This is a genomic window from Actibacterium lipolyticum (assembly GCF_900184935.1).
GTDB classification, from domain to species: Bacteria; Pseudomonadota; Alphaproteobacteria; order Rhodobacterales; family Rhodobacteraceae; genus Actibacterium_A; species Actibacterium_A lipolyticum.
Genome location: NZ_FXYE01000002.1, coordinates 1,000,993 through 1,023,991 on the forward strand (window position 1 = coordinate 1,000,993; position 22,999 = coordinate 1,023,991).

28 protein-coding genes are annotated in these 22,999 nt (G+C 57.3%); 10 read left to right on the forward strand and 18 right to left on the reverse strand.

All coding sequences use genetic code 11. The features are described 5' to 3' along the window. Positions 1 to 68: 68 nt before the first annotated feature. Both ppk2 and COL8621_RS13535 read right to left on the reverse strand, forming a co-directional pair. Complete coding sequence (gene ppk2 / locus COL8621_RS13530) at positions 69 to 977, reverse strand: polyphosphate kinase 2 (RefSeq protein WP_093967852.1); 909 nt, start codon at positions 975 to 977, stop codon at positions 69 to 71. Positions 978 to 1,035: 58 nt separating this feature from the next. Next, positions 1,036 to 1,494 carry an Lrp/AsnC family transcriptional regulator gene (locus COL8621_RS13535; protein ID WP_093967853.1) on the reverse strand — a complete coding sequence of 153 codons (459 nt, stop codon included), beginning with the start codon at positions 1,492 to 1,494 and terminating at the stop codon, positions 1,036 to 1,038. A gap of 136 nt (positions 1,495 to 1,630) precedes the next feature. Here COL8621_RS13535 and ald point away from each other — a divergent pair, with 136 nt between their 5' ends. Then, positions 1,631 to 2,749, forward strand: a complete 1,119-nt coding sequence (gene ald, locus COL8621_RS13540) for an alanine dehydrogenase (protein ID WP_093967854.1) — start codon at positions 1,631 to 1,633, stop codon at positions 2,747 to 2,749. A 51-nt stretch (positions 2,750 to 2,800) separates the two neighbouring features. Here the strand turns inward: ald and mscL are convergent, their stop codons facing one another. After that, positions 2,801 to 3,226, reverse strand: coding sequence for a large conductance mechanosensitive channel protein MscL (mscL, locus tag COL8621_RS13545; RefSeq protein ID WP_093967855.1), 426 nt, complete (start codon positions 3,224 to 3,226; stop codon positions 2,801 to 2,803). Positions 3,227 to 3,377: 151 nt separating this feature from the next. Between mscL and COL8621_RS13550 the strand changes: the two genes are divergently transcribed. Then, positions 3,378 to 4,079: a glutathione binding-like protein gene (locus COL8621_RS13550; protein ID WP_093967856.1), complete on the forward strand. Its 702-nt coding sequence runs from the start codon at positions 3,378 to 3,380 to the stop codon at positions 4,077 to 4,079. Between the two features lie 3 nt (positions 4,080 to 4,082). On the opposite strand, the gene COL8621_RS13555 is transcribed toward COL8621_RS13550, so the two are convergent. From COL8621_RS13555 to pheS, 6 genes are all read right to left on the reverse strand, one after another. Continuing rightward, positions 4,083 to 4,532, reverse strand: coding sequence for a YtoQ family protein (locus tag COL8621_RS13555; protein ID WP_093968589.1), 450 nt, complete (start codon positions 4,530 to 4,532; stop codon positions 4,083 to 4,085). 15 nt (positions 4,533 to 4,547) lie between these two features. Then, complete coding sequence (locus COL8621_RS13560; protein WP_093967857.1) at positions 4,548 to 5,198, reverse strand: phosphoribosyltransferase; 651 nt, start codon at positions 5,196 to 5,198, stop codon at positions 4,548 to 4,550. A gap of 116 nt (positions 5,199 to 5,314) precedes the next feature. After that, positions 5,315 to 7,714 carry a phenylalanine--tRNA ligase subunit beta gene (gene pheT / locus COL8621_RS13565; RefSeq protein WP_093967858.1) on the reverse strand — a complete coding sequence of 800 codons (2,400 nt, stop codon included), beginning with the start codon at positions 7,712 to 7,714 and terminating at the stop codon, positions 5,315 to 5,317. Between the two features lie 24 nt (positions 7,715 to 7,738). Beyond that, positions 7,739 to 8,161 (reverse strand): ASCH domain-containing protein, encoded by a 423-nt coding sequence (locus COL8621_RS13570; RefSeq protein WP_093967859.1) that lies wholly within the window; start codon positions 8,159 to 8,161, stop codon positions 7,739 to 7,741. An 81-nt stretch (positions 8,162 to 8,242) separates the two neighbouring features. Then, positions 8,243 to 8,782, reverse strand: coding sequence for a hypothetical protein (locus COL8621_RS13575; protein ID WP_141137891.1), 540 nt, complete (start codon positions 8,780 to 8,782; stop codon positions 8,243 to 8,245). Further along, complete coding sequence (gene pheS, locus COL8621_RS13580; RefSeq protein ID WP_093967861.1) at positions 8,779 to 9,852, reverse strand: phenylalanine--tRNA ligase subunit alpha; 1,074 nt, start codon at positions 9,850 to 9,852, stop codon at positions 8,779 to 8,781. The genes COL8621_RS13575 and pheS overlap by 4 nt, the downstream gene beginning before the upstream one ends. Positions 9,853 to 10,006: 154 nt before the next feature. Between pheS and COL8621_RS13585 the strand changes: the two genes are divergently transcribed. Further along, positions 10,007 to 11,509, forward strand: a complete 1,503-nt coding sequence (locus COL8621_RS13585) for a DUF1963 domain-containing protein (RefSeq protein ID WP_141137892.1) — start codon at positions 10,007 to 10,009, stop codon at positions 11,507 to 11,509. A 59-nt stretch (positions 11,510 to 11,568) separates the two neighbouring features. Here the strand turns inward: COL8621_RS13585 and rplT are convergent, their stop codons facing one another. The 4 genes from rplT to pyk form a co-directional block, all read right to left on the reverse strand. Next, positions 11,569 to 11,931, reverse strand: a complete 363-nt coding sequence (rplT, locus tag COL8621_RS13590) for a 50S ribosomal protein L20 (protein ID WP_093967863.1) — start codon at positions 11,929 to 11,931, stop codon at positions 11,569 to 11,571. Positions 11,932 to 11,943: 12 nt separating this feature from the next. After that, positions 11,944 to 12,144: a 50S ribosomal protein L35 gene (gene rpmI / locus COL8621_RS13595; RefSeq protein WP_093967864.1), complete on the reverse strand. Its 201-nt coding sequence runs from the start codon at positions 12,142 to 12,144 to the stop codon at positions 11,944 to 11,946. Between the two features lie 112 nt (positions 12,145 to 12,256). Continuing rightward, on the reverse strand, positions 12,257 to 12,481 hold the full coding sequence (locus COL8621_RS13600) for a hypothetical protein (RefSeq protein WP_093967865.1): 225 nt from the start codon (positions 12,479 to 12,481) through the stop codon (positions 12,257 to 12,259). Positions 12,482 to 12,508: 27 nt separating this feature from the next. After that, on the reverse strand, positions 12,509 to 13,954 hold the full coding sequence (pyk, locus tag COL8621_RS13605) for a pyruvate kinase (RefSeq protein ID WP_093967866.1): 1,446 nt from the start codon (positions 13,952 to 13,954) through the stop codon (positions 12,509 to 12,511). A 143-nt stretch (positions 13,955 to 14,097) separates the two neighbouring features. Between pyk and COL8621_RS13610 the strand changes: the two genes are divergently transcribed. The 4 genes from COL8621_RS13610 to COL8621_RS19185 all read left to right on the forward strand — a co-directional run bounded on the left by COL8621_RS13610 (position 14,098) and on the right by COL8621_RS19185 (position 15,900). After that, on the forward strand, positions 14,098 to 14,838 hold the full coding sequence (locus COL8621_RS13610; RefSeq protein ID WP_093967867.1) for an N-formylglutamate amidohydrolase: 741 nt from the start codon (positions 14,098 to 14,100) through the stop codon (positions 14,836 to 14,838). A gap of 3 nt (positions 14,839 to 14,841) precedes the next feature. Beyond that, positions 14,842 to 15,186, forward strand: a complete 345-nt coding sequence (locus COL8621_RS13615) for a 5-carboxymethyl-2-hydroxymuconate Delta-isomerase (RefSeq protein WP_093967868.1) — start codon at positions 14,842 to 14,844, stop codon at positions 15,184 to 15,186. Between the two features lie 14 nt (positions 15,187 to 15,200). Next, positions 15,201 to 15,512, forward strand: a complete 312-nt coding sequence (locus tag COL8621_RS13620) for a DUF1244 domain-containing protein (RefSeq protein ID WP_093967869.1) — start codon at positions 15,201 to 15,203, stop codon at positions 15,510 to 15,512. A 226-nt stretch (positions 15,513 to 15,738) separates the two neighbouring features. After that, positions 15,739 to 15,900, forward strand: coding sequence for a hypothetical protein (locus COL8621_RS19185; protein WP_176438497.1), 162 nt, complete (start codon positions 15,739 to 15,741; stop codon positions 15,898 to 15,900). 113 nt (positions 15,901 to 16,013) lie between these two features. Here COL8621_RS19185 and COL8621_RS13625 read toward each other — a convergent pair whose 3' ends face one another. Next, positions 16,014 to 16,370, reverse strand: coding sequence for a roadblock/LC7 domain-containing protein (locus COL8621_RS13625; RefSeq protein ID WP_093968590.1), 357 nt, complete (start codon positions 16,368 to 16,370; stop codon positions 16,014 to 16,016). A 150-nt stretch (positions 16,371 to 16,520) separates the two neighbouring features. On the opposite strand from COL8621_RS13625, the gene COL8621_RS19190 reads away from it, so the two are divergent. After that, positions 16,521 to 16,694, forward strand: a complete 174-nt coding sequence (locus COL8621_RS19190) for a hypothetical protein (protein ID WP_176438498.1) — start codon at positions 16,521 to 16,523, stop codon at positions 16,692 to 16,694. A gap of 78 nt (positions 16,695 to 16,772) precedes the next feature. Here the strand turns inward: COL8621_RS19190 and COL8621_RS13630 are convergent, their stop codons facing one another. Genes COL8621_RS13630 through dgcN form a run of 3 tightly spaced genes read right to left on the reverse strand, consistent with a single transcriptional unit; the run spans position 16,773 to position 19,635 of the window. Further along, positions 16,773 to 17,633, reverse strand: coding sequence for a D-amino-acid transaminase (locus COL8621_RS13630; RefSeq protein ID WP_093967870.1), 861 nt, complete (start codon positions 17,631 to 17,633; stop codon positions 16,773 to 16,775). A gap of 12 nt (positions 17,634 to 17,645) precedes the next feature. Further along, positions 17,646 to 18,611, reverse strand: a complete 966-nt coding sequence (dgcA, locus tag COL8621_RS13635) for an N-acetyl-D-Glu racemase DgcA (protein ID WP_093968591.1) — start codon at positions 18,609 to 18,611, stop codon at positions 17,646 to 17,648. 22 nt (positions 18,612 to 18,633) lie between these two features. Continuing rightward, positions 18,634 to 19,635: an N-acetyltransferase DgcN gene (dgcN, locus tag COL8621_RS13640; protein ID WP_093967871.1), complete on the reverse strand. Its 1,002-nt coding sequence runs from the start codon at positions 19,633 to 19,635 to the stop codon at positions 18,634 to 18,636. A gap of 268 nt (positions 19,636 to 19,903) precedes the next feature. Between dgcN and COL8621_RS13645 the strand changes: the two genes are divergently transcribed. Beyond that, positions 19,904 to 20,860 (forward strand): L-malyl-CoA/beta-methylmalyl-CoA lyase, encoded by a 957-nt coding sequence (locus tag COL8621_RS13645; RefSeq protein ID WP_093968592.1) that lies wholly within the window; start codon positions 19,904 to 19,906, stop codon positions 20,858 to 20,860. Positions 20,861 to 21,067: 207 nt separating this feature from the next. On the opposite strand, the gene COL8621_RS13650 is transcribed toward COL8621_RS13645, so the two are convergent. Then, positions 21,068 to 21,901, reverse strand: a complete 834-nt coding sequence (locus tag COL8621_RS13650) for an AraC family transcriptional regulator (protein ID WP_093967872.1) — start codon at positions 21,899 to 21,901, stop codon at positions 21,068 to 21,070. Positions 21,902 to 22,020: 119 nt separating this feature from the next. Between COL8621_RS13650 and COL8621_RS13655 the strand changes: the two genes are divergently transcribed. After that, entirely contained in the window at positions 22,021 to 22,980 is a 960-nt protein-coding gene (locus COL8621_RS13655) for an acetyl-CoA carboxylase carboxyltransferase subunit alpha (protein WP_093967873.1), read from the forward strand. The last annotated feature ends 19 nt before the right edge of the window (positions 22,981 to 22,999 follow it).

Here is a 22,999-nt window from a genome sequence, read left to right on the forward strand (position 1 = left end):
CCAAAGGAGCGCACCGCGCACCCCAATGGGCCGAGTTTTCAGAAGCGGCACTGTAAATGCAAGCGGTGTTAATACACCTTCGGCACGTAAAGTTCGTCCGGCAGAACTTGGCGTTCGTAATCAGGGTTGAACACGCGGTCTGGCAGGCTGACCTTTTCGCTGGGCACCTCTTCATAAGGGATTTGCGACAGAAGGTGTTCAATGCAATTCAGCCGCTCGCGCTTTTTGTCGTTGCCTTCGACGATGTACCACGGGGCTTCGGGGATGTTGGTACGGGCGAACATCTCTTCCTTGGCCTTGGTGTACTGCTCCCACCGGATGCGGCTTTCCAGATCCATGGGCGACAGCTTCCACTGTTTCATCGGGTCGTGGATGCGCATCAGGAAGCGAAGCTGTTGCTCCTCATCCGTGATCGAAAACCAATATTTCAGAACGATAATGCCAGAGCGCACCAGCATACGTTCAAATTCGGGAACATCCTGAAAGAAGGTTTCGACCTGATCGTCAGTGGCAAATCCCATGACGCGTTCAACCCCGGCGCGGTTGTACCACGACCGGTCAAACAGCACGATTTCACCGCCCGCAGGCAGGTGCGGGACATAGCGTTGGAAATACCACTGACTTTGTTCCCGACGCGACGGGGCTGGCAAAGCCACCACGCGGGCGACGCGCGGGTTCAGGCGCTGGGTGATCCGTTTGATCACCCCGCCCTTCCCGGCACTGTCGCGCCCTTCCATGATGACCAGAACCTTGGCGTTGGTGTGCTGTACCCAATCCTGAAGCTTGATCAGTTCCGACTGAAGCCGCAAAAGATTGCGGAAATACACTTTGCGATCCAGCATTTCCGGGTGCTGCTGGTTATAGATTTTGCGGATCTCCATCGACAGCATGGGTTCGCTGAACTCGATCTCAAAATCTTCGTCCAGTGTGTCTTCCAGCTCTGCTTCCAGCCAGTCCAGTTGTCGATCGTCGGTCATGGTTTTGTCCTGTCATTTTACCGAACTGTCGCTAACAGCGCCGGTTGAAGGTTTTGTGTCAGACGGGCAAGGCAGTGGTCTTGAACACTGTCTTCAACGCAAAGCTTGAATGCATTTGCGCAACCCCCGGCAGGCGCGTCAGATGGCGACGGTGGATGCGGGCAAAATCCTCGCTGTCTTGCGCCACGACTTTCAGCAGATAATCAAAACTGCCCGCCATCAGGTGGCATTCCAACACGTCCGGCACGCGGGCGACAGCCTTTTCAAACGCGTCCAGCACCTCGTTCGCTTGCCCCGACAGGGTGATTTCCACGAACACCGTCGTTGGCCGCCCCATTTTGCGCGCGTCCAGCAAAGCGACATAGTTGCGGATATATCCGTCCACCTCCAGCCGGTGAACACGGCGATGGCAGGCCGACGGCGAAAGGTTCACGCGTTCCGACAGATCAGCGTTCGAAATGCGCCCATCTTTTTGCATCACCGTCAGAATCCGTCGGTCTGTTTCGTCCAATTCCATAACTGCACACGTTCCTTCGAATATTTACACTAAGCTTGCACGAAATCTGCGAAACCAAGCAATCCCAATTGAGATAATTCAAAGCAATTTCGCATGACCCGGCGCAAGATCAAGAAAACCCAAGGGAGGAAGAGTAATGATTATCGGCTGCCCGAAAGAGATTAAGCCGCAAGAGTTTCGCGTCGGCATGACCCCAAATGCCGTCCAAGAGGCCGTGGCCCACGGCCACGAGGTGCTGATCGAAACCCACGCCGGGGCTGGCTCTGGCTTTCCCGATGCAGATTACGCCGCAGCGGGCGCAACATTGGTTGATACCGCCGAAGAAGTCTTTGCCCGCGCCGAAATGATCGTAAAAGTGAAAGAGCCCCAAGCGATTGAACGTAAGCGCCTGCGCGAGGGGCAGCTTTTGTTCACCTATCTGCATCTGGCCCCGGATTGCGCCCAAACCACCGACCTGTTGGAAAGCGGCGTAACGGCCATTGCCTATGAAACCGTGACCGACGCGCAAGGCGGCCTGCCCCTGCTTGCGCCCATGTCCGAAGTTGCCGGTCGCCTGTCGCCGCAGGTTGGCGCGTGGACGTTGCAAAAGGCCAATGGCGGGCGTGGCGTGTTGTTGGGCGGTGTACCGGGTGTTGGCCCCGCCAAGGTGGTTGTAATCGGCGGCGGTGTGGTTGGCACGCACGCGGCGCGGGTTGCCGCCGGTATGGGGGCCGATGTGACCGTGCTTGACCGTTCCCTTCCACGGCTACGGTATTTGGACGATGTGTTCGGCGGCGTGTTCCGGAACCGATACTCTTCCGCCGGGGCGCTGGATGAATTGCTGGCCGAAGCTGACATGGTCGTCGGCGCCGTGCTGATCCCCGGCGCGGCAGCGCCTAAACTTGTCACGCGCGACCACCTGAAAACAATGAAACCCGGCGCCGCAATTGTGGATGTGGCAATTGACCAAGGCGGGTGTTTCGAAACCTCGCGCGCCACAACGCATGAAGACCCGATATACGAGGTTGATGGCGTGATGCATTACTGCGTGGCCAATATGCCGGGCGCGGTTGCGCGCACGTCCACCATCGCGCTTGGCAATGCAACGATGCCCTTCCTGTTGGATCTGGCCGACAAGGGCTGGCGGCAGGCCTGTACCGACGATCCGCATCTTCTGAACGGGTTAAACACTCATGACGGGCAGCTGACGTATTTTGCGGTAGGCAAGGCGTTGGGGATCGATGTAATCGCGCCGAACTTGGCGCTTAAGTCCTAACGCAAAAAGGCCCGCCACATTGGGCGGGCCTTTCGCAAAATCAAACGGCGATTACTTCTTCAGAAGGTCGCGGATTTCAGACAGCAGATCTTCCTGCGAAGGACCAGCTGGTGCTTCTGGTGCTGCTTCTTCTTCCTTCTTCGCTGCGTCTTTTACTTTGTTGACGTAACGAACCAGCATGAACACCACGAATGCGATGATCAGGAAGTTGATGATTGCCATGATGAAGGAACCGTAAGCAAACACCGATGCGCCGGCTTCACGTGCTGCTTCAAGCGATGCGAATTCGCCTTCGCCGCTAAGAACGACAAACATGTTCGAGAAGTCGATGCCACCGATAACCAGACCGATGATTGGGTTGATCAGGTCAGCAACCAAAGAGCTTACGATCGCAGTGAACGCAGCACCGATGATGATACCAACGGCCATGTCCATGACGTTGCCTTTGGCGATAAAGTCTTTGAATTCGTTCAGCATGTCCCCACCTTTTTCCTAGGTTTGATCTTAGGTTGTTTCAATTGCGCATATGCGCACATTCAATAATACGCTAATGGCGTGGTCATTGCTAAAAATATTGGGGAAAAAACAGGCGATACTCCCCCAAACCACTCTAAACGTTAGGATCGACATGACCGCCCTTGCTGATTTCCCGATCACAAAACGCTGGCCACCACGGGACGTGAACGCCGTTCAATACTACGGCCTTGCCACGCCAAACGGCGTCAAAGTCTCTATTATGCTAGAAGAAACCGGTCTGCCCTATGACGCGCATCTGGTGTCTTTCGCGACCGATGACCAGATGAGCGATGCGTTCCTTTCGCTGAACCCGAACAACAAAATCCCTGCGATTATTGATCCCGAAGGGCCGAACGGAAAACCGCTGCCCCTGTTCGAAAGCGGTGCGATCCTTGTGTATTTGGCCGAAAAAACCGGGCAATTCCTGCCCATTGATCCGGCCAAGCGGTACGAAGTGCTGCAATGGTTGATGTTTCAGATGGGCGGTGTTGGGCCCATGTTCGGCCAGATGGGCTTTTTCGTGAAAATGGGCGGTAAAGACGTAACCGACCCCATCCCGCGCGACCGTTACGTGAACGAGGCTAAGCGCCTGTTGAACGTTCTGGAACAACGCCTTGAAGGGCGCGACTGGGTCTGTGACGACTATTCCATCGCCGACATCGCCATCGCGCCTTGGCTGCACACCGTCGTCGGATTTTACGAGGCTGGCCCGCTGGTTGGCTTTGACGATCTGGCAAACGTCAAAGCCTATTACGAACGGTTCATGGCGCGCCCGGCGGTTGAACGCGGATACGCCCAACCACCGCGCGACTAACGCTTAGGCGGGCAAAGCGCCCGTCAGAACATAGCGCAAGATTTCGACAACCTGATGCGGCTCTTCGGCGACGGCCAAGGCGGTCGCATCAACCTCTTTCAGCGCGTGCTGGTGATCTGGCCCGTGCAGAATGATCAACGATTTGCCAAGTGCCGCGGCATAGCCCGCATCAAACGCTGCGTTCCACTGTTTGTATTTGTCGCCAAAGCGCACGACCACGACATCGGCATCTTCGATCCCCTTGCGGGTGCGGATCGCGTTTACCATCGCGCCCTTATGGTCGTGCCAATACTTGTTCGGCTCTTCCCCCAAAATGGCGACACCGCAATCATCGCTGGCGGCGTGATCGGTGACCGGGCTGTTGAACGAGGCGTCCAACCCCTTTGCGCCTTCGACGATCTGTTCGCGCCAATCGGTGTGGATTTCCCCAGACAGGTAAACTTTCAACGTCATTGCCATTCCTCCGCATTACTTGGTGCCGGTGTTCCACATTGCGCCCAACGCGTCCACCACGGCATCGTCGCTGAATTGATCAAACCGCCGATAATGGGCACCAACCGCGATGAAGGGCTGCGGCACCTCTAGGCAGATCAGGTTGTCGACCAGCCCGCGCATTTCTTCCAACACATCGAGCGGGCCGACCGGCACCGCCAACCAGATCGCATCGGGTTTTGCCCCGCGCAGCGCCTTCAACGCCGCCTTGACCGTCGCGCCGGTTGCGATGCCATCATCCACAACGATCGCCGTCGTGCCCGACAGCGGCACAGATTTCCGATCACCAAGGTATTTCCCACGGCGTTCCGCGATTTGCGCCAGCTTTTCGTCAATCGCATCGGCGAAGTCTTCGCGCGTAAGCCCGGCGTATTTCAGCACATGATCGTTGAACACAATCTGATGGGCATCGCCATCCACTACTGCGCCAGCGGCCACCTCTGGCTGGTGGGGCACGCCGATCTTGCGCACCATCAGCAAATCCAGCGGCGCGTTCAGGCGCTTTGCAACCGGAATGGCCACTGGCACCCCGCCCCGAGGCAACGCCAGTACAACAGGATTATCAGGTGCCGCTTTTGCGACCGCCTCGGCCAGCGCTTCGCCTGCTTGTGCGCGATCTGTGAACATGGTCGCCCCCTGCTGGTATGCCCACAAATTATGTCATCTGCCTTCGAATTTGCACAGCAGAACAAAAAAGGGGCCAGAGTTTCCCCCGGCCCCTTCAATTCCATTTCGCCAAAAGCTTACCCGCGCAGCGTGCCGCCCGTCGCCTTGGTGACCTTTTCAACAATCTTGGCGCCAACGGCTTCGATGTCTTTTTCGGTCAACGTCTTGTCGGTGGGTTGCAGGCGCACAGTGATGGCCAGCGATTTCATGTCTTCGCCCAGCGAACCGCCGATGAATTCATCGAACACACGTACTTCTTCGATCAGCGCCTTGTCGGCACCAGCAGCCGCGTTCACCAGCGTCAGCGCCTCTACATCCGCGCCGACGACGAAAGCGAAATCACGTTCCACCGCTTGCAGGTCGCTGGCATTCAGCGCCGCGCGGGTCGCGGATTTCTTTTTCGGGAACGGCGGCTGCTCAACGTAGATGGAGAAGCCGACTGCCGGGCCCTTCACATCCATCGCGTTCAGCACCTTGGGGTGCAGTTCGCCAAAGACGGCCAGAACCTTTTTCGGCCCAAGGCAGATCGCGCCGGAACGACCCGGGTGCCAGTATTCGGGCACATTACGCATGATCTGCGCCTTCGCCGGTGCGCCGATGGCGTTCAGCACCGCCTCTACATCCGCTTTGGCGTCATACACATCCACCGCGCGGCGGGCACCATGCACGTCTTTCGGGCCGGTGTGACCGACAAGGATACCAGTCGCCAACAGATGCTGTTCTTCAGGTTCAGCGCCGTGGAAGGCAGGGCCAACTTCGAACAATGCCAGATCCATGAAACCGCGCGCTTGGTTGCGTGCCGCAGCCTGCAGAAGACCGGGCAAAAGCGATGGGCGCATGTGGCTCATTTCAGACGAGATCGGGTTTTCCAGCATCGTCGCATCATCACCGCCGCCGAACAGCACAGCACTGTCGCGATCGATGAAGGAATAGGTGACGCATTCATTGTACCCCAGCGCCGCACAGGTGCGCCGTGCGATGCCTTCGCGTTTCTGCATCGGTGTCAAAATGGCACGCGGCACGCCAGTAGTGGTCCGCGCCAGCGGCTTGCCTTCCAACTTGGTCAGGGACGCGATCCGCGCGACCTCTTCCACCAGATCAGCTTCGCCCAGCACGTCGGGGCGCCAGCTTGGCACATGTGCCATGTCGCCTTCGATGCGGAAGCCAAGCGCGGTCAACGAGGCGCGCTGCGTCTCCGCCGGAATCTCCATCCCCACTAACGACTGCACACGGTCGGTATCCAGTTTGTAGGCCCGGCTGAAGTCAGGCACTTCGCCCGCCACAACAACCTCGGACGCTTCGCCGCCGCACAGATCAAGGATCATGCGGGTGGCGTGGTCGATGCCATGCGGGGTCCATTCCGGGTCGATGCCACGTTCAAACCGATACCGCGCGTCCGAGTTGATCTTCAGAGCGCGGCCCGTCATCGCGGTGCGGATAGGGTCGAAATACGCGGCCTCTAGGAACACGTTCACCGTGTCTTCGGTACAGCCGCTTTCCAGCCCGCCCATCACGCCGCCAAGGCTTTCAACGCCGTTGTCGTCGGAAATCACCGTCATGCCAGCCTGCATGATGTATTCTTTTTCATCCAGCGCAAGAAAGGTTTCGCCGCCCTTCGCACCATGCACACGCAGACCACCGGCCACCTTATCCGCGTCGAACACGTGCAGCGGGCGGTTGCGGTCATAGGTGAAGAAGTTCGTGATATCGACCAGCGCCGAGATTGGGCGCAACCCGATGGCGCGCAGGCAATCTTGCAGCCACGCAGGGCTTGGGCCGTTCTTCACACCACGGATCACGCGGCCATAGAATACAGGGCAGGCCTTTTCGCGCGTGTCCTTGTCGATCGTCACCTTGATCGGGCACGGGAAGTCACCCTTGATCACCGCCGTGTCACGCGCCTTCAGCGTGCCCAGACCACGCGCGGCCAGATCGCGGGCAATACCACGCACACCCAACGCATCGGGGCGGTTCGGGGTAATCGCGATTTCGATCACCGGGTCGACCTTGGACGGATCATGCTTGGCCAGCCAATCGACGAACTTTTCACCCACCTCGCCCGAGGGAAGCTCGATAATACCGTTGTGTTCGTCCGACAGCTCCAGCTCTTTTTCAGACGCCATCATGCCGTGGCTTTCCACGCCGCGGATTTTGCCGACCGAAATGGTGATATCCAGCCCCGGAATATACATGCCCGGTTTTGCCAGAACCACGGTGATGCCTTCACGCGCGTTGGGCGCGCCGCAAACGATCTGCTTTTCGCCTTCGTCGGTCTGAACCGAACACACGCGCAGCTTATCCGCATCGGGGTGCTGCTGCGCACTGGTGACCTTGGCGATGGTAAAGTCCTTCAGCGTCGCCGCCGGGTCTTCGACGCCTTCAACCTCTAGCCCCAAATCGGTCAGGGCATAAAGGATGTCATCAAGGCTCGCCTCGGTTTCCAAGTGATCTTTCAGCCAGGAGAGTGTGAATTTCATGTCGTTTCCTCCGTCGGCACCGCGTTAGCGGTCTGCCAAATCCTCAACCAATTCGAAATGTTCGAACACCAGAACCATTTCCGGGTCGAAATTGCCGTTCCGCGTAAAATACGCCTGATGGCCTTTGCGCCACGCGTCGAGCGTTTCAAATTCGCCCTCGGCCATGGCCATGTCTTCTGTCACGTCGCAAAACCGGACCTTTTCCACCTTGGTGGTCTTGATGACCAACGCGGGCGAGCCGTCCCAGTTCGCGGCAATATCACTGCGCCCAACCTTGGGCATGGAGGCGGGGTCATCGGCAAACTCCGCAAACGCCTCGCACGTCGCGCGTTTCTTGCCGGACCGCACAAGGGAAAGCAGTTCGTTGCACAGCGTTTCACTGTCGCCGAACTTGAACGTCCCGGCGCCAGGGTAAGTTTGCTGGAGGTCTTCCATTTCATCGGTCATTTGGGCCACCCTCTAGGAAACGAGCGTGAGCCCGCATCGTCTCAATTTCTGGACTACCTTTCGGCCACGCCACCCCGAACCTCATTCTGTAGTTCCATCTTCTGGGGCTGTACTACCTAGGAAGGTCGAAAAGTCAGCACTCTTTATTTGATCACCGGGGAAAGTGTCCTTACGCATGGCTTCGATGACTTCAAAATACCGGTTCGAAATCTCATCACAGAGTTCGCGGTATTCATCGGACCGATGCTTCTTACGGATATAGCCAAGCTTTGTCACAGGGCTTTCCAACTCGATTATCTTTTTCACGACACCTTCTGGAGCAGTCACAAAAATCTCGCCTGCCAGCGACTTATAGCACTGATACCACTCGTCAAAATCTTCCCATGTCCCACTGTAAAAATTCACTCTCAACACTTGGACCTGTGAAAGGAAATCACGGTAAAGCTCTCGACGCTCTTGGCGCAACTCGCTCTCGCGGTCCGCGCTGCGTTGTGAAAAGTATGCGTAGATTGCCCAAACCAACGCCAGAACTGGCGCTAAATCTGCGAACCAGTTAGCCAAGCCAGAAGCCCAACCGAAATCGCGGCATATTTCCTGACATGCCGTAATTTCTACACTCACCTACTCAGCCCCCCATGCAGGTTCGGCATGTCCAGCGAGGCGAAGCCATAGTGGCGCAGCCAGCGCAGGTCTGAATCGAAGAACGCGCGCAGGTCGGGGATGCCGTATTTCAGCATGGCGATCCGGTCGATCCCAAGGCCAAAGGCAAAGCCCTGCCATTGGGCCGGGTCAACGCCTGCGGCCTCCAGCACCTTGGGGTGCACCATGCCAGAGCCGAGGATCTCCATCCAATCGTCGCCCTCGCCCACTTTCAGGGTGCCGTCTTTCCACGAACAACGCAGGTCAACCTCGGCCGATGGTTCGGTGAACGGGAAGTGCGACGCGCGGAAGCGCAGTTCGACCTTGTCCACCTCAAAGAACGCGCGGCAGAATTCTTCCAGCACCCATTTCAGGTTCGCCATAGAGATGTCTTTGTCGATGGCCAGCCCTTCGACCTGATGGAACATCGGCGTGTGGGTCTGGTCCATGTCCATGCGGTACACACGGCCCGGCGCGATCACGCGGCAGGGCGCGCCATGCGTTTGCATATGGCGGATCTGCACGGGGCTGGTGTGGGTGCGCAGCACGTGGGGCGGGCGGTTGTCGCCTTCGGCGCGGTGCATGAAGAACGTGTCATGTTCCTGCCGGGCGGGATGCTCGGGCGGGATGTTCAGCGCGTCGAAGTTGTACCAGTCAGATTCAATCTGCGGCCCTTCCGCAACGGCAAAGCCCATGTCGGCGAAGATGGCGGTGACCTCTTCGGTCACCTGGCTGACCGGGTGAATGGTGCCCTGACGGCGGCCACGGCCCGGCAGCGTCACGTCCAGCCATTCGGTGCGCAGGCGTTCATCCAGCGCGGCATCGGCCAGCGCGGATTTCTTGGCGGCCAGCGCGCTGTTGATTTCATCCTTAAGCGCGTTCAGCGCGGGGCCAGCGACCTGACGCTGTTCGGGCGTCATCTTGCCCAGCTCGCGCATTTTCAGGCTGACTTCGCCTTTTTTGCCAACGGCTTGAACGCGCAGCTCTTCCAAGGCGGCTTCATCTGCGGCTTCGGCCACGGCTTTGATGTATTTTGTTCTTAGCTCGTCCATGTCGTGGCTCCCAGATACGCGTGCTTTCAGTTACCGTTCAGACGCGCGGGAAACAAGGCTGGCGGGCCGTTGTCAGGACGAAAATCGCCAGATCCTTGCCTAAACCCTGCCATGTTGGCAGAGTTTCTTATGCGGCATTGATTGGAGTAGCTTTGTGAGACCTGAAAATCCGCCAGAGGCCTTACCTGCCCTGGCCATCCGCCCATTGCCAAGCACCGCACTGACAGGCAGTGAACCCTACATGCTTGGCGGCCGCCCACAACTGCCTGCCGAACTGGAGTGGCCAAGCGATGTTGCCAGACGTCCGATGCATTTCTTTGCCCAGATCGACCTAGTAAAAATGCCGCGATCCCTGACCGTCGGCGCGCGGTCTTATGACATGCCGGAAATGCCCGAACGGGGTACGTTGTTCGTCTTTTTGCCCCTGTGGGACGATACGATCTATGAGGCGCCCGCCCGCATTTTGTTTACGCAACGGGACGTGGCCTCCTTGCCCGAAGTTGCGCCGCCCGACGGCACACCAAACCTGACACAAAACGCATTTCGTCACGTGGACAAGGAAGGGGTTTCACCCTGCGGCCGCGAACTGGTCAGGCAATACGCACAGTCCCTTCCATTCCTTTCGATCGACGCCGAGAGCCCGCAATTGCACGCAATCCAGAGGGGTGAATTGGACACCAAGCCAGAACTGAAAGATCTGGCCCATGACCTGCAAGAAGCATCTTTGATGAAGGCCCTGAACGCTGCGCGCCTGCGGCCCCTTGATGAACCAGCCGATCAGCCAGTTCCACCCAAACTTCTCAACCTGTTCCCCCGAGAGATTCTCCGCCGCCACAAGATCACTCAAAAACATCTGGATTGGCAGTTTATCTTCAACTGGTCCAAAGAGTTCCTGCGGCGTTGCAACATCATGACGACCGATTATCTGAACGAAATGGCAGATGTCGGCGAGGATGACCCAGACCTTGCCAGAGCCTTCAGCCTTTTGGAAAACACTCAGAAAAAACAAGCACAGGTTTATTATGAACCAAAGTCCTCTCCAACGCTGACACTGCTTTATGGCCTGCCGAAAGTCTCCAAACCCTTCGACGTTCAGGCAATGAAGTGGAGGGAACTTGCGAAAAACGCAAAAGGCCCGGTTCCCGAATTTGCCTTGAAACGGTTTGCAGAAACACTCTGCGAATTTGAGAGGAACTATGGCGACGGCGATCCAGACCTGCCGCTGCGCGTCGACTTCCTCGATAAACTGGTCGTTGGGCATCAGAACCATGCAGGTCATGCGCTGGTCATTGCCAAAGATGCGTTTTCGTATGCCGTCAAATTGGCCGATGAACGGTTTCAGGCTGAATACCGCAGCGAAGACATTCAACGAGCATGGGATAAGCGCGCAATCAGTGAAACCCGCCCCCGCGCAGCTTATGCCGCCATGACCACCCAATCGACTGGTGCGTTGCCGTTTCAAATGTTTGGTGCTGGCGGCATGATCCAAAGCGCCGCGTCTGAACGGAAGGATCAGGTGCTTTTGCTGCAAATCGGCGATTCATTTGGTACGCCGGTCCGGTTTGCCCCGGATGGCCTATTTCAATTGTGGATTGATCCGCGTGATCTGGCGAAAGGTTGCTTTGATCACGTGGAAGCCAAGTTTGAAATGACATAAAAAAACCGCGAAACCCGTTTCCGGGCTCGCGGCTTTAAAACTTTACCTCGGGAAGAGGTTTACGCCAGAGCGGCCTTCGCCTTTTCGACGATGGCACCAAACGCGTCTGGTTCATTCACAGCAAGGTCTGCCAGAACTTTCCGGTCAACCTCTACACCTGCCAAAGACAGGCCGTTGATGAAGCGGCTGTATGTCAGCGCTTCGTCATGCGAACGAACAGCAGCGTTGATACGCTGGATCCACAGAGCGCGGAAGTTACGCTTGCGCTGCTTCCGGTCGCGGGTTGCGTATTGGTTGGCCTTATCGACCGCCTGTGTTGCTGTCTTGAAGGTGTTCTTGCGACGACCGTAATAGCCTTTCGCAGCCTTGATAACCTTCTTGTGACGTGCGTGGGTGACCGTTCCGCCTTTTACTCGAGACATATCAAACCCTCCTTAACGCGAATACGGCATCATCGACTTGACGATTTTCTCGTCAGGAGCCGACAGCGTGGTTGTACCGCGTGCAGTGCGGATGAATTTGGTGGAACGCTTGATCATGCCGTGGCGCTTGCCAGCCTGACCGGCCTTCACGCGGCCCTTGGCCGTCACTTTGAACCGCTTTTTGCAGCTCGATTTCGTCTTCATCTTGGGCATTTCCGTCTCCTCAATCGTTGAGCGGTTATAGCGCGACTCGGCATGCCACTTAGGCCGGTCGTGCCAGTTGGAAAGCGCCGTATAAGGCCACGGCCGCCATGAGGCAAGAGGTTTAGTTCACATAGCGGCCAAAGACACGCACAAAGGCTTCTGGCACGTCGTTGATCGCATACCCGCTTGGATGGTTTGTCACCGCAAGCAAGATCAAAGTTCCCGCTATTAGCACCATGATAGAGGCCGCCCTAGGTGGGCGGCCTTCTGAATAGGCGCCAAGCAACGATGGGATGGCCAAGACGCCAAGCACAACGCCGATGACCAAAAATAAATCAGTATCCATAATTCCCCCGCATAAATGCGAGGCTGATTATTCAGGATCGGTGCGGAAAATCAATCTTTCTTCACAAGGGGCTACGCGAAGGATGTTCGTTGAACCCGGCACGTTGAACGGCACACCGGCTGTCACAACGATCTGATCCTGTTCCGTTGCATAGCCCGCATGACGTGCCGCACGTGCCGCGCTGACAACTGCCATCTTGAACCGATCAACCTCGCCCGAGAAGAAGCACTGCGTGCCCCAAGTCAGGCACAGCTTGCGCGCGATGGTCGCAAACGGGGTAAGCGCGATGATTGGAACACAGGGGCGTTCACGCGCTGTCAGCGATGCTGTGGTGCCGGAATGCGTGAAGCAGCAGATCGCCTTAATCTCGGGTGTTTCGGCGATTTCACGGGCGGCAGCAACGATCGCACCGGCAACGCCAGAATGCGAAGCACCACGGCTGGCTTCGATCACTTCGCGATAAGTTGGGTCTGTCTCGATCTCGACCGCGACGTTGTTCATCGTGGTCACAGCTTCGACCGGATAATCGCCAGCGGCCGATTCCGCAGACAACATCACCGCGTCCGCACCTTCGTAAATCGCGGTTGCAACGTCCGAAACCTCTGCCCGCGTTGGCACAGGGCTTTCGATCATGCTTTCCAGCATCTGCGTCGCAACGATCACCGGCTTGGCCGCTGCGCGGCAGCCACGGATGAGACGCTTCTGGATCGGCGGGACATTCTGCACAGGCAGCTCAACACCAAGGTCGCCACGGGCAACCATGATACCGTCGGATACTTCCAGAATTTCGGGGAACGCTGTCACCGCTGCTGGCTTTTCGATCTTCGACAGGATCGCAGCGCGACCTTTGACCAGATCGCGCGCTTCCAGAACATCTTCGGGGCGCTGAACGAAGGACAAGGCCAACCAATCAACACCCAATTCACAGACAAACTCCAGATCGCGGCGGTCTTTTTCGGAAAGCGCCGCAAGGGGCAGCACCACGTCAGGCACGTTCACGCCCTTACGGTTGGAAATGGTTCCGCCCGTAACAACAACGCAATCAGCAAAGTCCTTGCCGCACTCTTCAACCTTCAGGCGGATCTTGCCGTCGTTCACCAGCAGGGTCGAACCGGGCTCCAGCGCCTCAAAGATTTCTTTGTGCGGCAGGCATACGCGACGTGCATCACCTTCGGCAGTGTCCAGATCAAAGCGGAACTTTTCGCCTTCGACCAATTCTTCGCTGTCACCGGCAAACACACCGCACCGCAGCTTTGGCCCCTGAAGGTCGGCCAGAATGGCGATTGGGCGTTCAACATCCTCTTCGATCTGACGGATGATCGCGTGACGTTCGCGGATTTCTTCGTGCGATCCGTGGCTCATGTTCAGGCGGAACACATCGGCCCCTGCCTCAAACAAGGCGCGGATCATTTTATAGTCGTTAGAAGCTGGCCCCAAGGTGGCCACGATTTTTACGTTGCGAAGGCGTCTCATACGTCGCGTCTCATCTTTCGTATTATGCGGCAATAAATGCGGTAAGTTGCCGCCATTGATAGGCGCTAACATTCAATGTGACAACTGGCACTTTGCCCTTACGTAGCTTAGACCGTTATCTGACCCGCAAAGATGACAGGCGCATGACCTACGAACCGTTTCACATCATCGGCGAAAATCGCCCCGGTCGCTGGCTGATTACCTGCGATCACGCCGCCAACACCGTTCCTCCCTTCGTTGCCGGTGGCACCCTTGGTGTTCACCCCGAAGATATGGCCCGCCACATCGCGTTCGATCCCGGCGCGGCGGGTGTCACCAAACGACTGGCCGAGTTGCTGGATTGCCCCGCGATCCTATCCAACTTTTCCCGTCTTGTCATCGACCCCAACCGCGGCGAGGATGACCCAACCCTTCTGATGCGCCTGTACGACGGCACCATCATCCCCGGCAACGCCCGTGCTGACTCCGAGGAACTGGAACACCGCCTTGCCGAATGTTACCGCCCCTATCACGACGCGCTGGCGCGACTGGCCGCACGGCAGGACGATACCGTTATCGTCGCCATCCACAGTTACACCAAACAGCTTAAGGGCCGCCCGCCACGCCCGTGGCACATCGGCATCCTGCACGCCGCAGACAACCGCCTGTCGCGCCCGCTGATCTGGCGCCTGCGTCAGGAACCCGACCTGTGTGTTGGCGAAAACGAACCGTATGGCGGGCACTTACCGGGCGATTCAATAGATCGGCACGCCGAAATTCCCGGCCGCCCCAGCACCCTGATTGAACTACGCAACGACTTAATCGAAACCGAAACCGAACAGAACAACTGGGCAGAGCGTGTCGCGCCAATGCTGACCGAGGTTCTGACCCAAACAGGACTTTGAATTATGCCCCACGTGCTTGTCGAATACTCTGCCCCACTGGAAGAAACCCACGACATCGCGGGACTGTTCGCGCATCTGTTTCAGGCCGTCAAAGACACGGGTGTTTTCCCTAACCCCGCCGCGATCAAAGTACGCGGTGTCCAAAGCCACCATTGCGTTCTGGGCTCTGAAATCCAAAGTCTGGTGCATGTCACCCTGCGCGTGATGCCGGGGCGGGACGATGAAACCAAGGCAAGCGTGACCAAAGCCGTGCTTGCCGCGCTGGAAGAAAAGTTGCCAGATGTCGGCAGCCTGTCGGTTGATATATTCGACCTTGAACCAGCCACCTATGCCAAGCGCACGATATAAGCGGAGGATACGTAATGGATAAGCAAACCCAGATCGAACTAGAGGCCGCCGCATTCCGCCGTTTGCAAAAGCACCTGATGGAAGATCGCACCGACGTTCAGAACATCGACATGATGAATCTTGCCGGATTTTGCCGCAACTGCCTAAGCCGCTGGTACCAAGAGGCCGCGAACGAACGTGGAATCGAAATGACCAAAGACGAGGGCCGCGAGGCGTTCTATGGCATGACCATGGACGAATGGAAGGCCAACTTCCAAACCGACGCTTCGGCCGCGAAACAGGCCGAATTCAAGGATGCTTTTGAAAAGAATGTCGGGAAGGGTTAAGCCCCCGCAAACCGTCCCGCGCGTCATCGTTCCAAGACTTCGCATGACCGGACTTACGCCTTAAAACGTTGGCGAAATGACGCCTGGGGCAAGCAATCCGCCTGCCCCTAGGTTAAGCGTTCTCGTGCCTCGATATGGCCGATAGATTGTCTTTTGTCCCCCAAACTTTCGCCACATTTTTCGGATCATTTTGCCACACTATGAACCGGAGGAGAGAGGACCTCAGATGAGTGAAACTAGTGGTGTAAATCGTACCAAGCTTGCAAACGGGTTGGAATTTGCCTTTATCGACAAAGGCGTTGGAAAACTAATCGGCATCCCACGAGAACAGTATGAAGCGAACGGCTATCAGCCGCCGTTTGAAAGTCTTCCTGAAAAAGAAGACTAAGTCGCCTACTGCTCTGGAAACACGCTGGTCTTGATACAGCGCGGTGATCCATAGTTTTTTAAGGTGTCAGTCGGGTCACCTGCTCCAAACAGATGACCCGCAATAACAACTGATTAGATAGTAAGGCCGGCTTCGACATTCTTGACAGCCAGACGCGCCATGCCAAGGTTCGACTTCTTGCGGTCAAGCGCGACGTAAACAAAGACATCCGGGTTCGATGCCAATGGGCGGATCAGGTCATACTGCGTTTCCAAAGAGATCAGCACGTCTTCGATATGATCGTTCAAGCCCAGCGCCTTGATCGCAGCATTCTTAGCACGCACGATTTCCATGTTGGCGGCGCCGGCAAGTTCAAGATCCAACGAGCCGCTGCCAGCTTCGGCGGACAGCATCAGGCCAGAGTCGCTATCGACCAGGCTCGCGCCTAGGAACCCATCGATTTCGCTTAGTTTAGAGATATCAGTGCTCATTTTTTTGTTTTCCTTGTGAGTGTCAGAGGGCACTGACTGATCCTCATTTTGGACGAAATTCGGGCGGAAACATCCGGATTGTTGGGAATTTGGAACAAATAGGGCAATTCACATAAAAATATTCAAGTGATTGTATTTAATGAATATTAAGTGAATTTTTCGCACGAACTGTGGCAATTCCAAGATGATCAGACGAAAATCCGCCTGATCGCCCTCCGCAAGCACATCACCCTTTCGAAAGGCCCGAGTCGCCGCGCAACGACCACGGCAAAGTTCACGCACGCGTTTGGCAAAGTTGCCGGACCGGCTGGCACGTTCATCTAAAGATTGGTTCTATGTTGGGCGGGTAAAAAAAACGGGGCGCAACCGCCCCGCTTTCACAAACCAAACTGTCAGCGATCCTTAGATCGCGGCCTTACGGCTTTCTTCTAGGTAAATCTCGCGCAGGCGTTGTGCCACCGGGCCCGGGGTGCCGTCGCCCAAGGATACGCCATCAATGGCGATCACCGGCATCACGAAAGTCGACGCAGAGGTGATGAAAGCTTCGTCCGCTTCTTTCGCCTCTTCGATGGTAAAGTGGCGCTCCTCAACCTCCATCTGAGCTTCGCGGGCGAAACGCAGAACGGTGGCGCGGGTGATACCGTGCAAGATTTCGCTGCCCAGATGGCGCGTGATGATCTTGCCGCCCTTCACGATGTAGGCGTTGTTCGATGTGCCTTCGGTCACGTGGCCGTCTTCGATCATCCACGCATCGTCCGCACCGGCGGCCTTGGCCATCATCTTACCCATCGAAGGATACAGCAGCTGAACCGTTTTGATGTCGCGGCGACCCCAGCGGATATCGTCGATCGAAATGACCTTCATCCCGACCTTCGCCGCCGGGCTATCGGCCAAGTTCTTGGACTGGGTGAACAGAACGATTGTGGGCGGTGTTTCTTCGGGATCAGGGAAGGCAAAATCGCGATCAGCCGCTGCGCCGCGGGTGATCTGAAGATAGATCATGCCTTCGGTCAGGTCATTGCGGCGTACCAGTTCGCGATGGATTTCCAGCAATTCGTCCTTGGTAACCGGCGACGCCATGTCCAGTTCCGAAAGGGAGCGTTCAAGCCGCGTGGCGTGGCCTTCGAATTCCAACAGTTTGCCGTCCAGAACCGATGTCACCTCGTAGACGCCGTCGGCGAACAGGAAACCACGGTCGAATACCGAAACTTTTGCCCCATCCTCGGGCACGTATTCCCCGTTCACGTAAACTGTACGGCTCATTCTTAGTCTCCCTTATCCCCAGAGGGCAGCGGCAGGCGGGTGCACGCCATCCTCGTCAAATCTCAACGGTTCTGGACGGTCTTCGGCCAGAAGCAGCGGCCCGTCAAGGTCTGTCACTGTCGCGCCTTGGGCAACCAACGTGGCCGGAGCCATCGCAAGGGAAGAGCCAACCATACAGCCAACCATCACCTCAAACCCACCGGCAAGCGCAGCGTCGCGCAGGGCCAGCGCCTCTGTCAGGCCGCCGGTTTTGTCCAGCTTGATGTTCACCAGATCGTACTTGCCCTTCAGCGATGGCAAAGAGGCGCGGTCATGACAGGATTCATCGGCACACACCGGAAGGGGGCGGGCGATTTCGGCCAGCATGTCATCCTGCCCGGCGGGCAAGGGTTGTTCCACCAGTTCCACGCCTAATCGCACCAGATGGGGGGCAAGGTCGGTGTACACCTCGGCTGACCAGCCTTCGTTGGCGTCCACGATGATGCGGGCCCTGGGGGCACCTTGGCGAACGGCCTCTAGGCGGGGCATGTCATCGGGTGTTCCCAGCTTGATCTTCAAAAGCGGGCGGTGGGCGTTTTTGGCGGCGGCGGCCCGCATGACATCAGCATCCGCAAGGGAAAGGGTAAAGGCCGTGATCTCTGGCCCGGGCGCGGTTAGGCCAGCCAGTTCCCAAACGCGTTTACCTGCCTTTTTCGCCTCTAAATCCCACAGGGCGCAATCCACGGCGTTTCGCGCGGCCCCAGCGGGCAACAGCCCCTGCAACGCCGCCCGATCCAGCGGCACGGTCAATGCCTCTATCTGCTGGGTCACGCTTTCCAAGGTTTCGCCGTAACGCGCATAGGGCACGCATTCTCCCCACCCCTGCACGCCGCCGTCTGATATGCGCACGGTCAGCACCTCGGCCTCTGTGCGTGATCCGCGCGAAATGGTGAACACCTCGGCCAGTCGGAAGGTTTCGGGCGTTACGGAAAGTTTCATGCAGCCTCCTGTTACTGGCGCTTCAGATGGCGGCCAGCGCATCCACCAATCGCGCCGCGCCTTGGCGGAACGGATCGACCGCAGGCAGGCCCAGACGTGCCTCAACCCCGGCCAGATATTCCAGCGCCTCTTCCTGTGACATATGCTGGGTGTTAACCGAAATGCCAACCACTTGGCACGCCGGGTTCGCCACCTGCGCCAAAGGCAACGCCGTATCGCGCAGCGTTTCAAGCGAGGGCAAAGCATACCCTGGAAGCCCGCGCATGTGATCGCGCGTTGGTTCGTGGCACAGGATCAGCGCATCAGGCTGCCCGCCATGGATCAGCGCCATCGTCACGCCCGAGAATGAGACGTGGAACAGGCTGCCCTGCCCTTCGATCATATCCCAGTGATCATCGTCATTATCGGGTGTGATCCATTCCACGGAACCGGCCATGAAATCCGCCACGACCGCGTCCAGCGGAATGCCGTTGCCGGTGATCAGAATGCCCGTCTGACCCGTCGCCCGGAAAGAGGATTTCAGGCCCCGCGCCTTCATCTCTTTATCCATGGCCAATGCGGTGTACATCTTGCCGACCGAACAATCCGTGCCCACAGCCAAGCACCGCTTGCCGCTGCGTTTGACGCCATCGGCGATGGGGTATTCGACGCTGGGCACGCGCACATCGTGCAATTCCCGACCACATGCCTTTGCGACGGCGGCCAGATCCTCTTCGTCCCGCAGCAGGTTGTGCAAACCACTGGCAAGGTCGAACCCTTCCTCTAGCGCCTGAACCAGCACCTTTTTCCACGCCGCAGAAATCACGCCCCCCCGGTTCGCCACGCCTATGACCAAGGTCTTTGCGCCCGCCGCCTTTGCCTGCGCCAACGTCATGTCGGCAAGGCCCAGATCAGCTTTGCAGCCGTCCATCCGGAACTGGCCGACCGCATGATCCGGGCGCCAATCCTTTATCCCTTGCGCCACTTTGGCCGACAATTGGTCAGGGGCATCGCCCAGAAACAAAAGATATGGGGTCTGGATCATAATTCTCTCCGCAGATTTGTCTGGGAAAGGCTATCAATATGACTGGGGAGTTCTTGCCTATCTTGCTGCAATTGCATCCGTATAAGGCAAGAAATGTCGAAGAATGGCACAAAGCTTGCAAGAAATATGCAAGCAGGATGAAGTTCTTAGCAGATACTTCGTAAGCAGCCGCGATTCTGCACCTGCAAAAGACAACTTGAAGATGGCCGCGCAATATTCTACCAAATGCGCAAACGCAAATGAAACATCATTACCAGAAGGCCCGCAAATGAGCTTCCGCATTCAGCCCGCCGCCCCTGCCCGTCCGAACCGCTGCCAATTGTTCGGCCCCGGTTCGCGCCCTGCTATTTTTGAAAAGATGGCCTCCAGCGCCGCAGACGTGATCAACCTTGATCTGGAAGACAGCGTCGCGCCTGATGACAAGCCCGAAGCGCGCAAGAATATCATTCAGGCGATTGGCGATATCGACTGGGGCAACAAATACCTTTCCGTGCGGATCAACGGCTTGGACACGCCCTATTGGTACCGCGACGTGGTCGATTTGCTAGAGCTGGCAGGCGATCGGATTGACCAGATCATGATCCCAAAGGTTGGCTGCGCGTCCGACGTATACGCCGTTGATGCGCTTGCCACCGCTGTGGAAACCGCCAAGGGCCGCACCAAACCGATCAGCTTTGAGGTGATCATCGAATCCGCCGCCGGTATCGCGCATGTCGAAGAAATCGCGGCCTCCTCGCCCCGGCTTCAGGCAATGTCTCTGGGTGCGGCTGACTTCGCGGCCTCCATGGGGATGCAGACCACCGGCATCGGCGGGACGCAGGAAAATTACTATATGGCGCACGAAGGGGCCAAGCATTGGTCTGACCCGTGGCACTGGGCGCAGGCCGCAATCGTCGCCGCGTGCCGCACGCACGGTGTTCTGCCTGTCGACGGCCCATTCGGTGACTTCAGCGACGATGAAGGCTTTGTTGCCCAAGCACGCCGTTCTGCCACGTTGGGTATGGTCGGCAAATGGGCCATCCACCCAAAACAGATCGCCCTTGCGAACGAGGTGTTCACGCCTTCCGCCGAACAGGTGCAGGAAGCCCGCGAAATTCTGGAAGCGATGGAAAAGGCCAAGGCCGACGGCGCAGGTGCGACCGTCTACAAGGGCCGCCTTGTCGACATCGCCAGCATCAAACAGGCCGAAGTGATTGTGCGTCAGTCTGAAATGATTGGCGGCTAAGCGGTTCAGTCACACGTCGCGCAGCGTGAAAAACTGCGCGGCCGGCTGGCGCCCGGCGTTTCCCTGATGCAGCATGTCCGCGCGGGTTCACCAATCAGCGCACGGGAGGGGATGATGCTTGAACTGTCGGCAGAAAATTCTGCCGCGACTGGGGAAACGGCCGGGCGCCGCCATTGTATCTACAACGCAGATTATAACCTTCCCTGACTAGCCCCGCAGGGGCACATAGATATCCGTCAGCAAATCATCCGGCGCAGTGTCCATTGGGGAATTCAGGTAAATCTCATACGACGGGGCGTCTGCCGGTTCTTCGCCTGAACGGGGCAGCCACTGGCCATAAAGATACTCATACGCCGCCTTCAACCCTGCATACGGCCCTTTGAAATTGATCACCGCAGCGCGGCCGGGGTGTTGGCGCAGCTCTTCGACCCCGTCGGGCAGCGGCGTGTCGTCAACGATGAACCCGGCATGGCTGCGCAACTGATCCAGCGGCACGGCATCCACATCATCGTGGAATATCGCGATCATGTGTTCCGTGTGCGACCAAAACTCTTTCGCCGAGAAGATCGCGGCAATCTCTCCATAGGCTCTGCCGATTTCATAATACGGGCCGGTGTGGGAAATGGCTGCGATGCGGCGCGCGGGCGCGTTGGATATGACAATGTCGAACATGGGTCTTTCTCCGGGGTGTGGGGATGAAAGCGGCAAAAAATCACCGCGTTGCCGGAACGCTGCGGGCGACAGGTTGAACTTTTCACTGAAGGCGCGGGTAAAGCTGGTCACGTTCTGATAGCCGCTTTTGGCGGCAATCTCAGCAATCGTATCTTCGGTCTGTACCAACAAACACGACGCCCGAAACAACCGTATACGCCGCACCGCCTGCGCCGCAGTTTCCCCCATCATCGAGGTAAAAACACGGTGCCAGTGAAAGCGGCTCATCGCGGCGACATCGGCCAAAACGTCTAGCGAAAGGTCGCCTTCGGGATTTTCGTGAATGTATCGCAATACCCGCAACATGCGCTTTTCGTAATCACTTTGCATAATCGCCCCTGATCAACGCTCTGACATTCTGTTCGCACTATTGGACTTTGCAAGTCTTGCTCAGTTGCAAATCTTGTTTTGCGCAGTCATATATCGCTCAACTCATATAGGAGGCCCCTATGCACTATCTCGAATTCGAAAAACCGCTGGCAGAAATTGAAGGCAAAGCAAACGAGCTGCGCGCGCTGGCCGTGGCGAATGAAGAGATGGACGTAAAGCAAGAGGCCACCGCCCTGGACAAGAAGGCAACCGACCTTCTTAAAGATCTGTACAAAGATCTGACCCCATGGCGCAAATGTCAGGTCGCGCGTCACCCCGACCGCCCGCATTGCAAAGATTATATCGAAACGCTGTTTACGGAATATACCCCGCTGGCCGGTGACCGTAACTTTGCCGATGACCACGCGGTTATGGGCGGGCTGGCCCGTTTTGAGGATCAGCCGGTTGTCGTGCTTGGTCAGGAAAAGGGTTTTGACACCAAATCCCGCATCGAGCGGAACTTTGGCATGGCGCGCCCAGAAGGTTACCGCAAAGCCATCCGCCTGATGGAAATGGCCGACAAGTTCAACCTGCCCGTCGTCACCTTGGTGGACACCCCCGGTGCGTACCCCGGCAAGGGCGCCGAAGAACGCGGCCAGTCAGAAGCTATCGCCCGCGCAACTGAAAAGTGCCTGCAAATTGGCGTGCCACTGATTTCTGTCATCATCGGCGAAGGTGGTTCTGGCGGCGCTGTGGCATTCGCAACTGCGAACCGGTTGGCGATGCTTGAACACTCTGTCTATTCCGTCATTTCGCCCGAAGGGTGCGCGTCGATCCTGTGGAAAGACGCTGAAAAGATGCGCGAAGCAGCAGAGGCCCTTCGCCTGACCGCACAAGACCTGAAAAAGCTAAATGTGATCGACCGGATCATCACAGAGCCCCTTGGCGGCGCACAGCGCGACCGCGAGGCGACGATTGCTTCGGTTGGCCGTGCGATTGCGGCAATGCTTGCCGAACTTGACGGAAAAGATCGCAAGACACTTGTGCAAGATCGCCGCAAAAAATTCCTTAGCATGGGAAGCAAGGGCCTTTCGGCTTAGCATTCCAATCCTAATAAAT

Excerpts from the sequence above, each read along its gene's own strand:
- COL8621_RS13555 (WP_093968589.1), bottom strand. The coding sequence starts at position 4,532 with ATGACGTTGAAAGTTTACCTGTCTGGGGAAATCCACACCGATTGGCGC.
- COL8621_RS13570 (WP_093967859.1), bottom strand. The coding sequence starts at position 8,161 with ATGACCGATGAAATGGAAGACCTCCAGCAAACTTACCCTGGCGCCGGG.
- COL8621_RS13550 (WP_093967856.1), top strand. The coding sequence starts at position 3,378 with ATGACCGCCCTTGCTGATTTCCCGATCACAAAACGCTGGCCACCACGG.
- COL8621_RS13630 (WP_093967870.1), bottom strand. The coding sequence starts at position 17,633 with ATGAGCCGTACAGTTTACGTGAACGGGGAATACGTGCCCGAGGATGGG.
- rpmI (WP_093967864.1), bottom strand. The coding sequence starts at position 12,144 with ATGCCCAAGATGAAGACGAAATCGAGCTGCAAAAAGCGGTTCAAAGTG.
- rplT (WP_093967863.1), bottom strand. The coding sequence starts at position 11,931 with ATGTCTCGAGTAAAAGGCGGAACGGTCACCCACGCACGTCACAAGAAG.
- COL8621_RS19185 (WP_176438497.1), top strand. The coding sequence starts at position 15,739 with ATGAGTGAAACTAGTGGTGTAAATCGTACCAAGCTTGCAAACGGGTTG.
- COL8621_RS13610 (WP_093967867.1), top strand. The coding sequence starts at position 14,098 with ATGACCTACGAACCGTTTCACATCATCGGCGAAAATCGCCCCGGTCGC.
- pyk (WP_093967866.1), bottom strand. The coding sequence starts at position 13,954 with ATGAGACGCCTTCGCAACGTAAAAATCGTGGCCACCTTGGGGCCAGCT.
- mscL (WP_093967855.1), bottom strand. The coding sequence starts at position 3,226 with ATGCTGAACGAATTCAAAGACTTTATCGCCAAAGGCAACGTCATGGAC.
- COL8621_RS13560 (WP_093967857.1), bottom strand. The coding sequence starts at position 5,198 with ATGTTCACAGATCGCGCACAAGCAGGCGAAGCGCTGGCCGAGGCGGTC.
- dgcA (WP_093968591.1), bottom strand. The coding sequence starts at position 18,611 with ATGAAACTTTCCGTAACGCCCGAAACCTTCCGACTGGCCGAGGTGTTC.
- COL8621_RS13650 (WP_093967872.1), bottom strand. The coding sequence starts at position 21,901 with ATGCAAAGTGATTACGAAAAGCGCATGTTGCGGGTATTGCGATACATT.
- pheS (WP_093967861.1), bottom strand. The coding sequence starts at position 9,852 with ATGGACGAGCTAAGAACAAAATACATCAAAGCCGTGGCCGAAGCCGCA.
- dgcN (WP_093967871.1), bottom strand. The coding sequence starts at position 19,635 with ATGATCCAGACCCCATATCTTTTGTTTCTGGGCGATGCCCCTGACCAA.
- COL8621_RS13535 (WP_093967853.1), bottom strand. The coding sequence starts at position 1,494 with ATGGAATTGGACGAAACAGACCGACGGATTCTGACGGTGATGCAAAAA.
- ppk2 (WP_093967852.1), bottom strand. The coding sequence starts at position 977 with ATGACCGACGATCGACAACTGGACTGGCTGGAAGCAGAGCTGGAAGAC.
- COL8621_RS13625 (WP_093968590.1), bottom strand. The coding sequence starts at position 16,370 with ATGAGCACTGATATCTCTAAACTAAGCGAAATCGATGGGTTCCTAGGC.
- COL8621_RS13615 (WP_093967868.1), top strand. The coding sequence starts at position 14,842 with ATGCCCCACGTGCTTGTCGAATACTCTGCCCCACTGGAAGAAACCCAC.
- ald (WP_093967854.1), top strand. The coding sequence starts at position 1,631 with ATGATTATCGGCTGCCCGAAAGAGATTAAGCCGCAAGAGTTTCGCGTC.
- COL8621_RS13620 (WP_093967869.1), top strand. The coding sequence starts at position 15,201 with ATGGATAAGCAAACCCAGATCGAACTAGAGGCCGCCGCATTCCGCCGT.
- COL8621_RS13645 (WP_093968592.1), top strand. The coding sequence starts at position 19,904 with ATGAGCTTCCGCATTCAGCCCGCCGCCCCTGCCCGTCCGAACCGCTGC.
- COL8621_RS13655 (WP_093967873.1), top strand. The coding sequence starts at position 22,021 with ATGCACTATCTCGAATTCGAAAAACCGCTGGCAGAAATTGAAGGCAAA.
- COL8621_RS13600 (WP_093967865.1), bottom strand. The coding sequence starts at position 12,481 with ATGGATACTGATTTATTTTTGGTCATCGGCGTTGTGCTTGGCGTCTTG.
- pheT (WP_093967858.1), bottom strand. The coding sequence starts at position 7,714 with ATGAAATTCACACTCTCCTGGCTGAAAGATCACTTGGAAACCGAGGCG.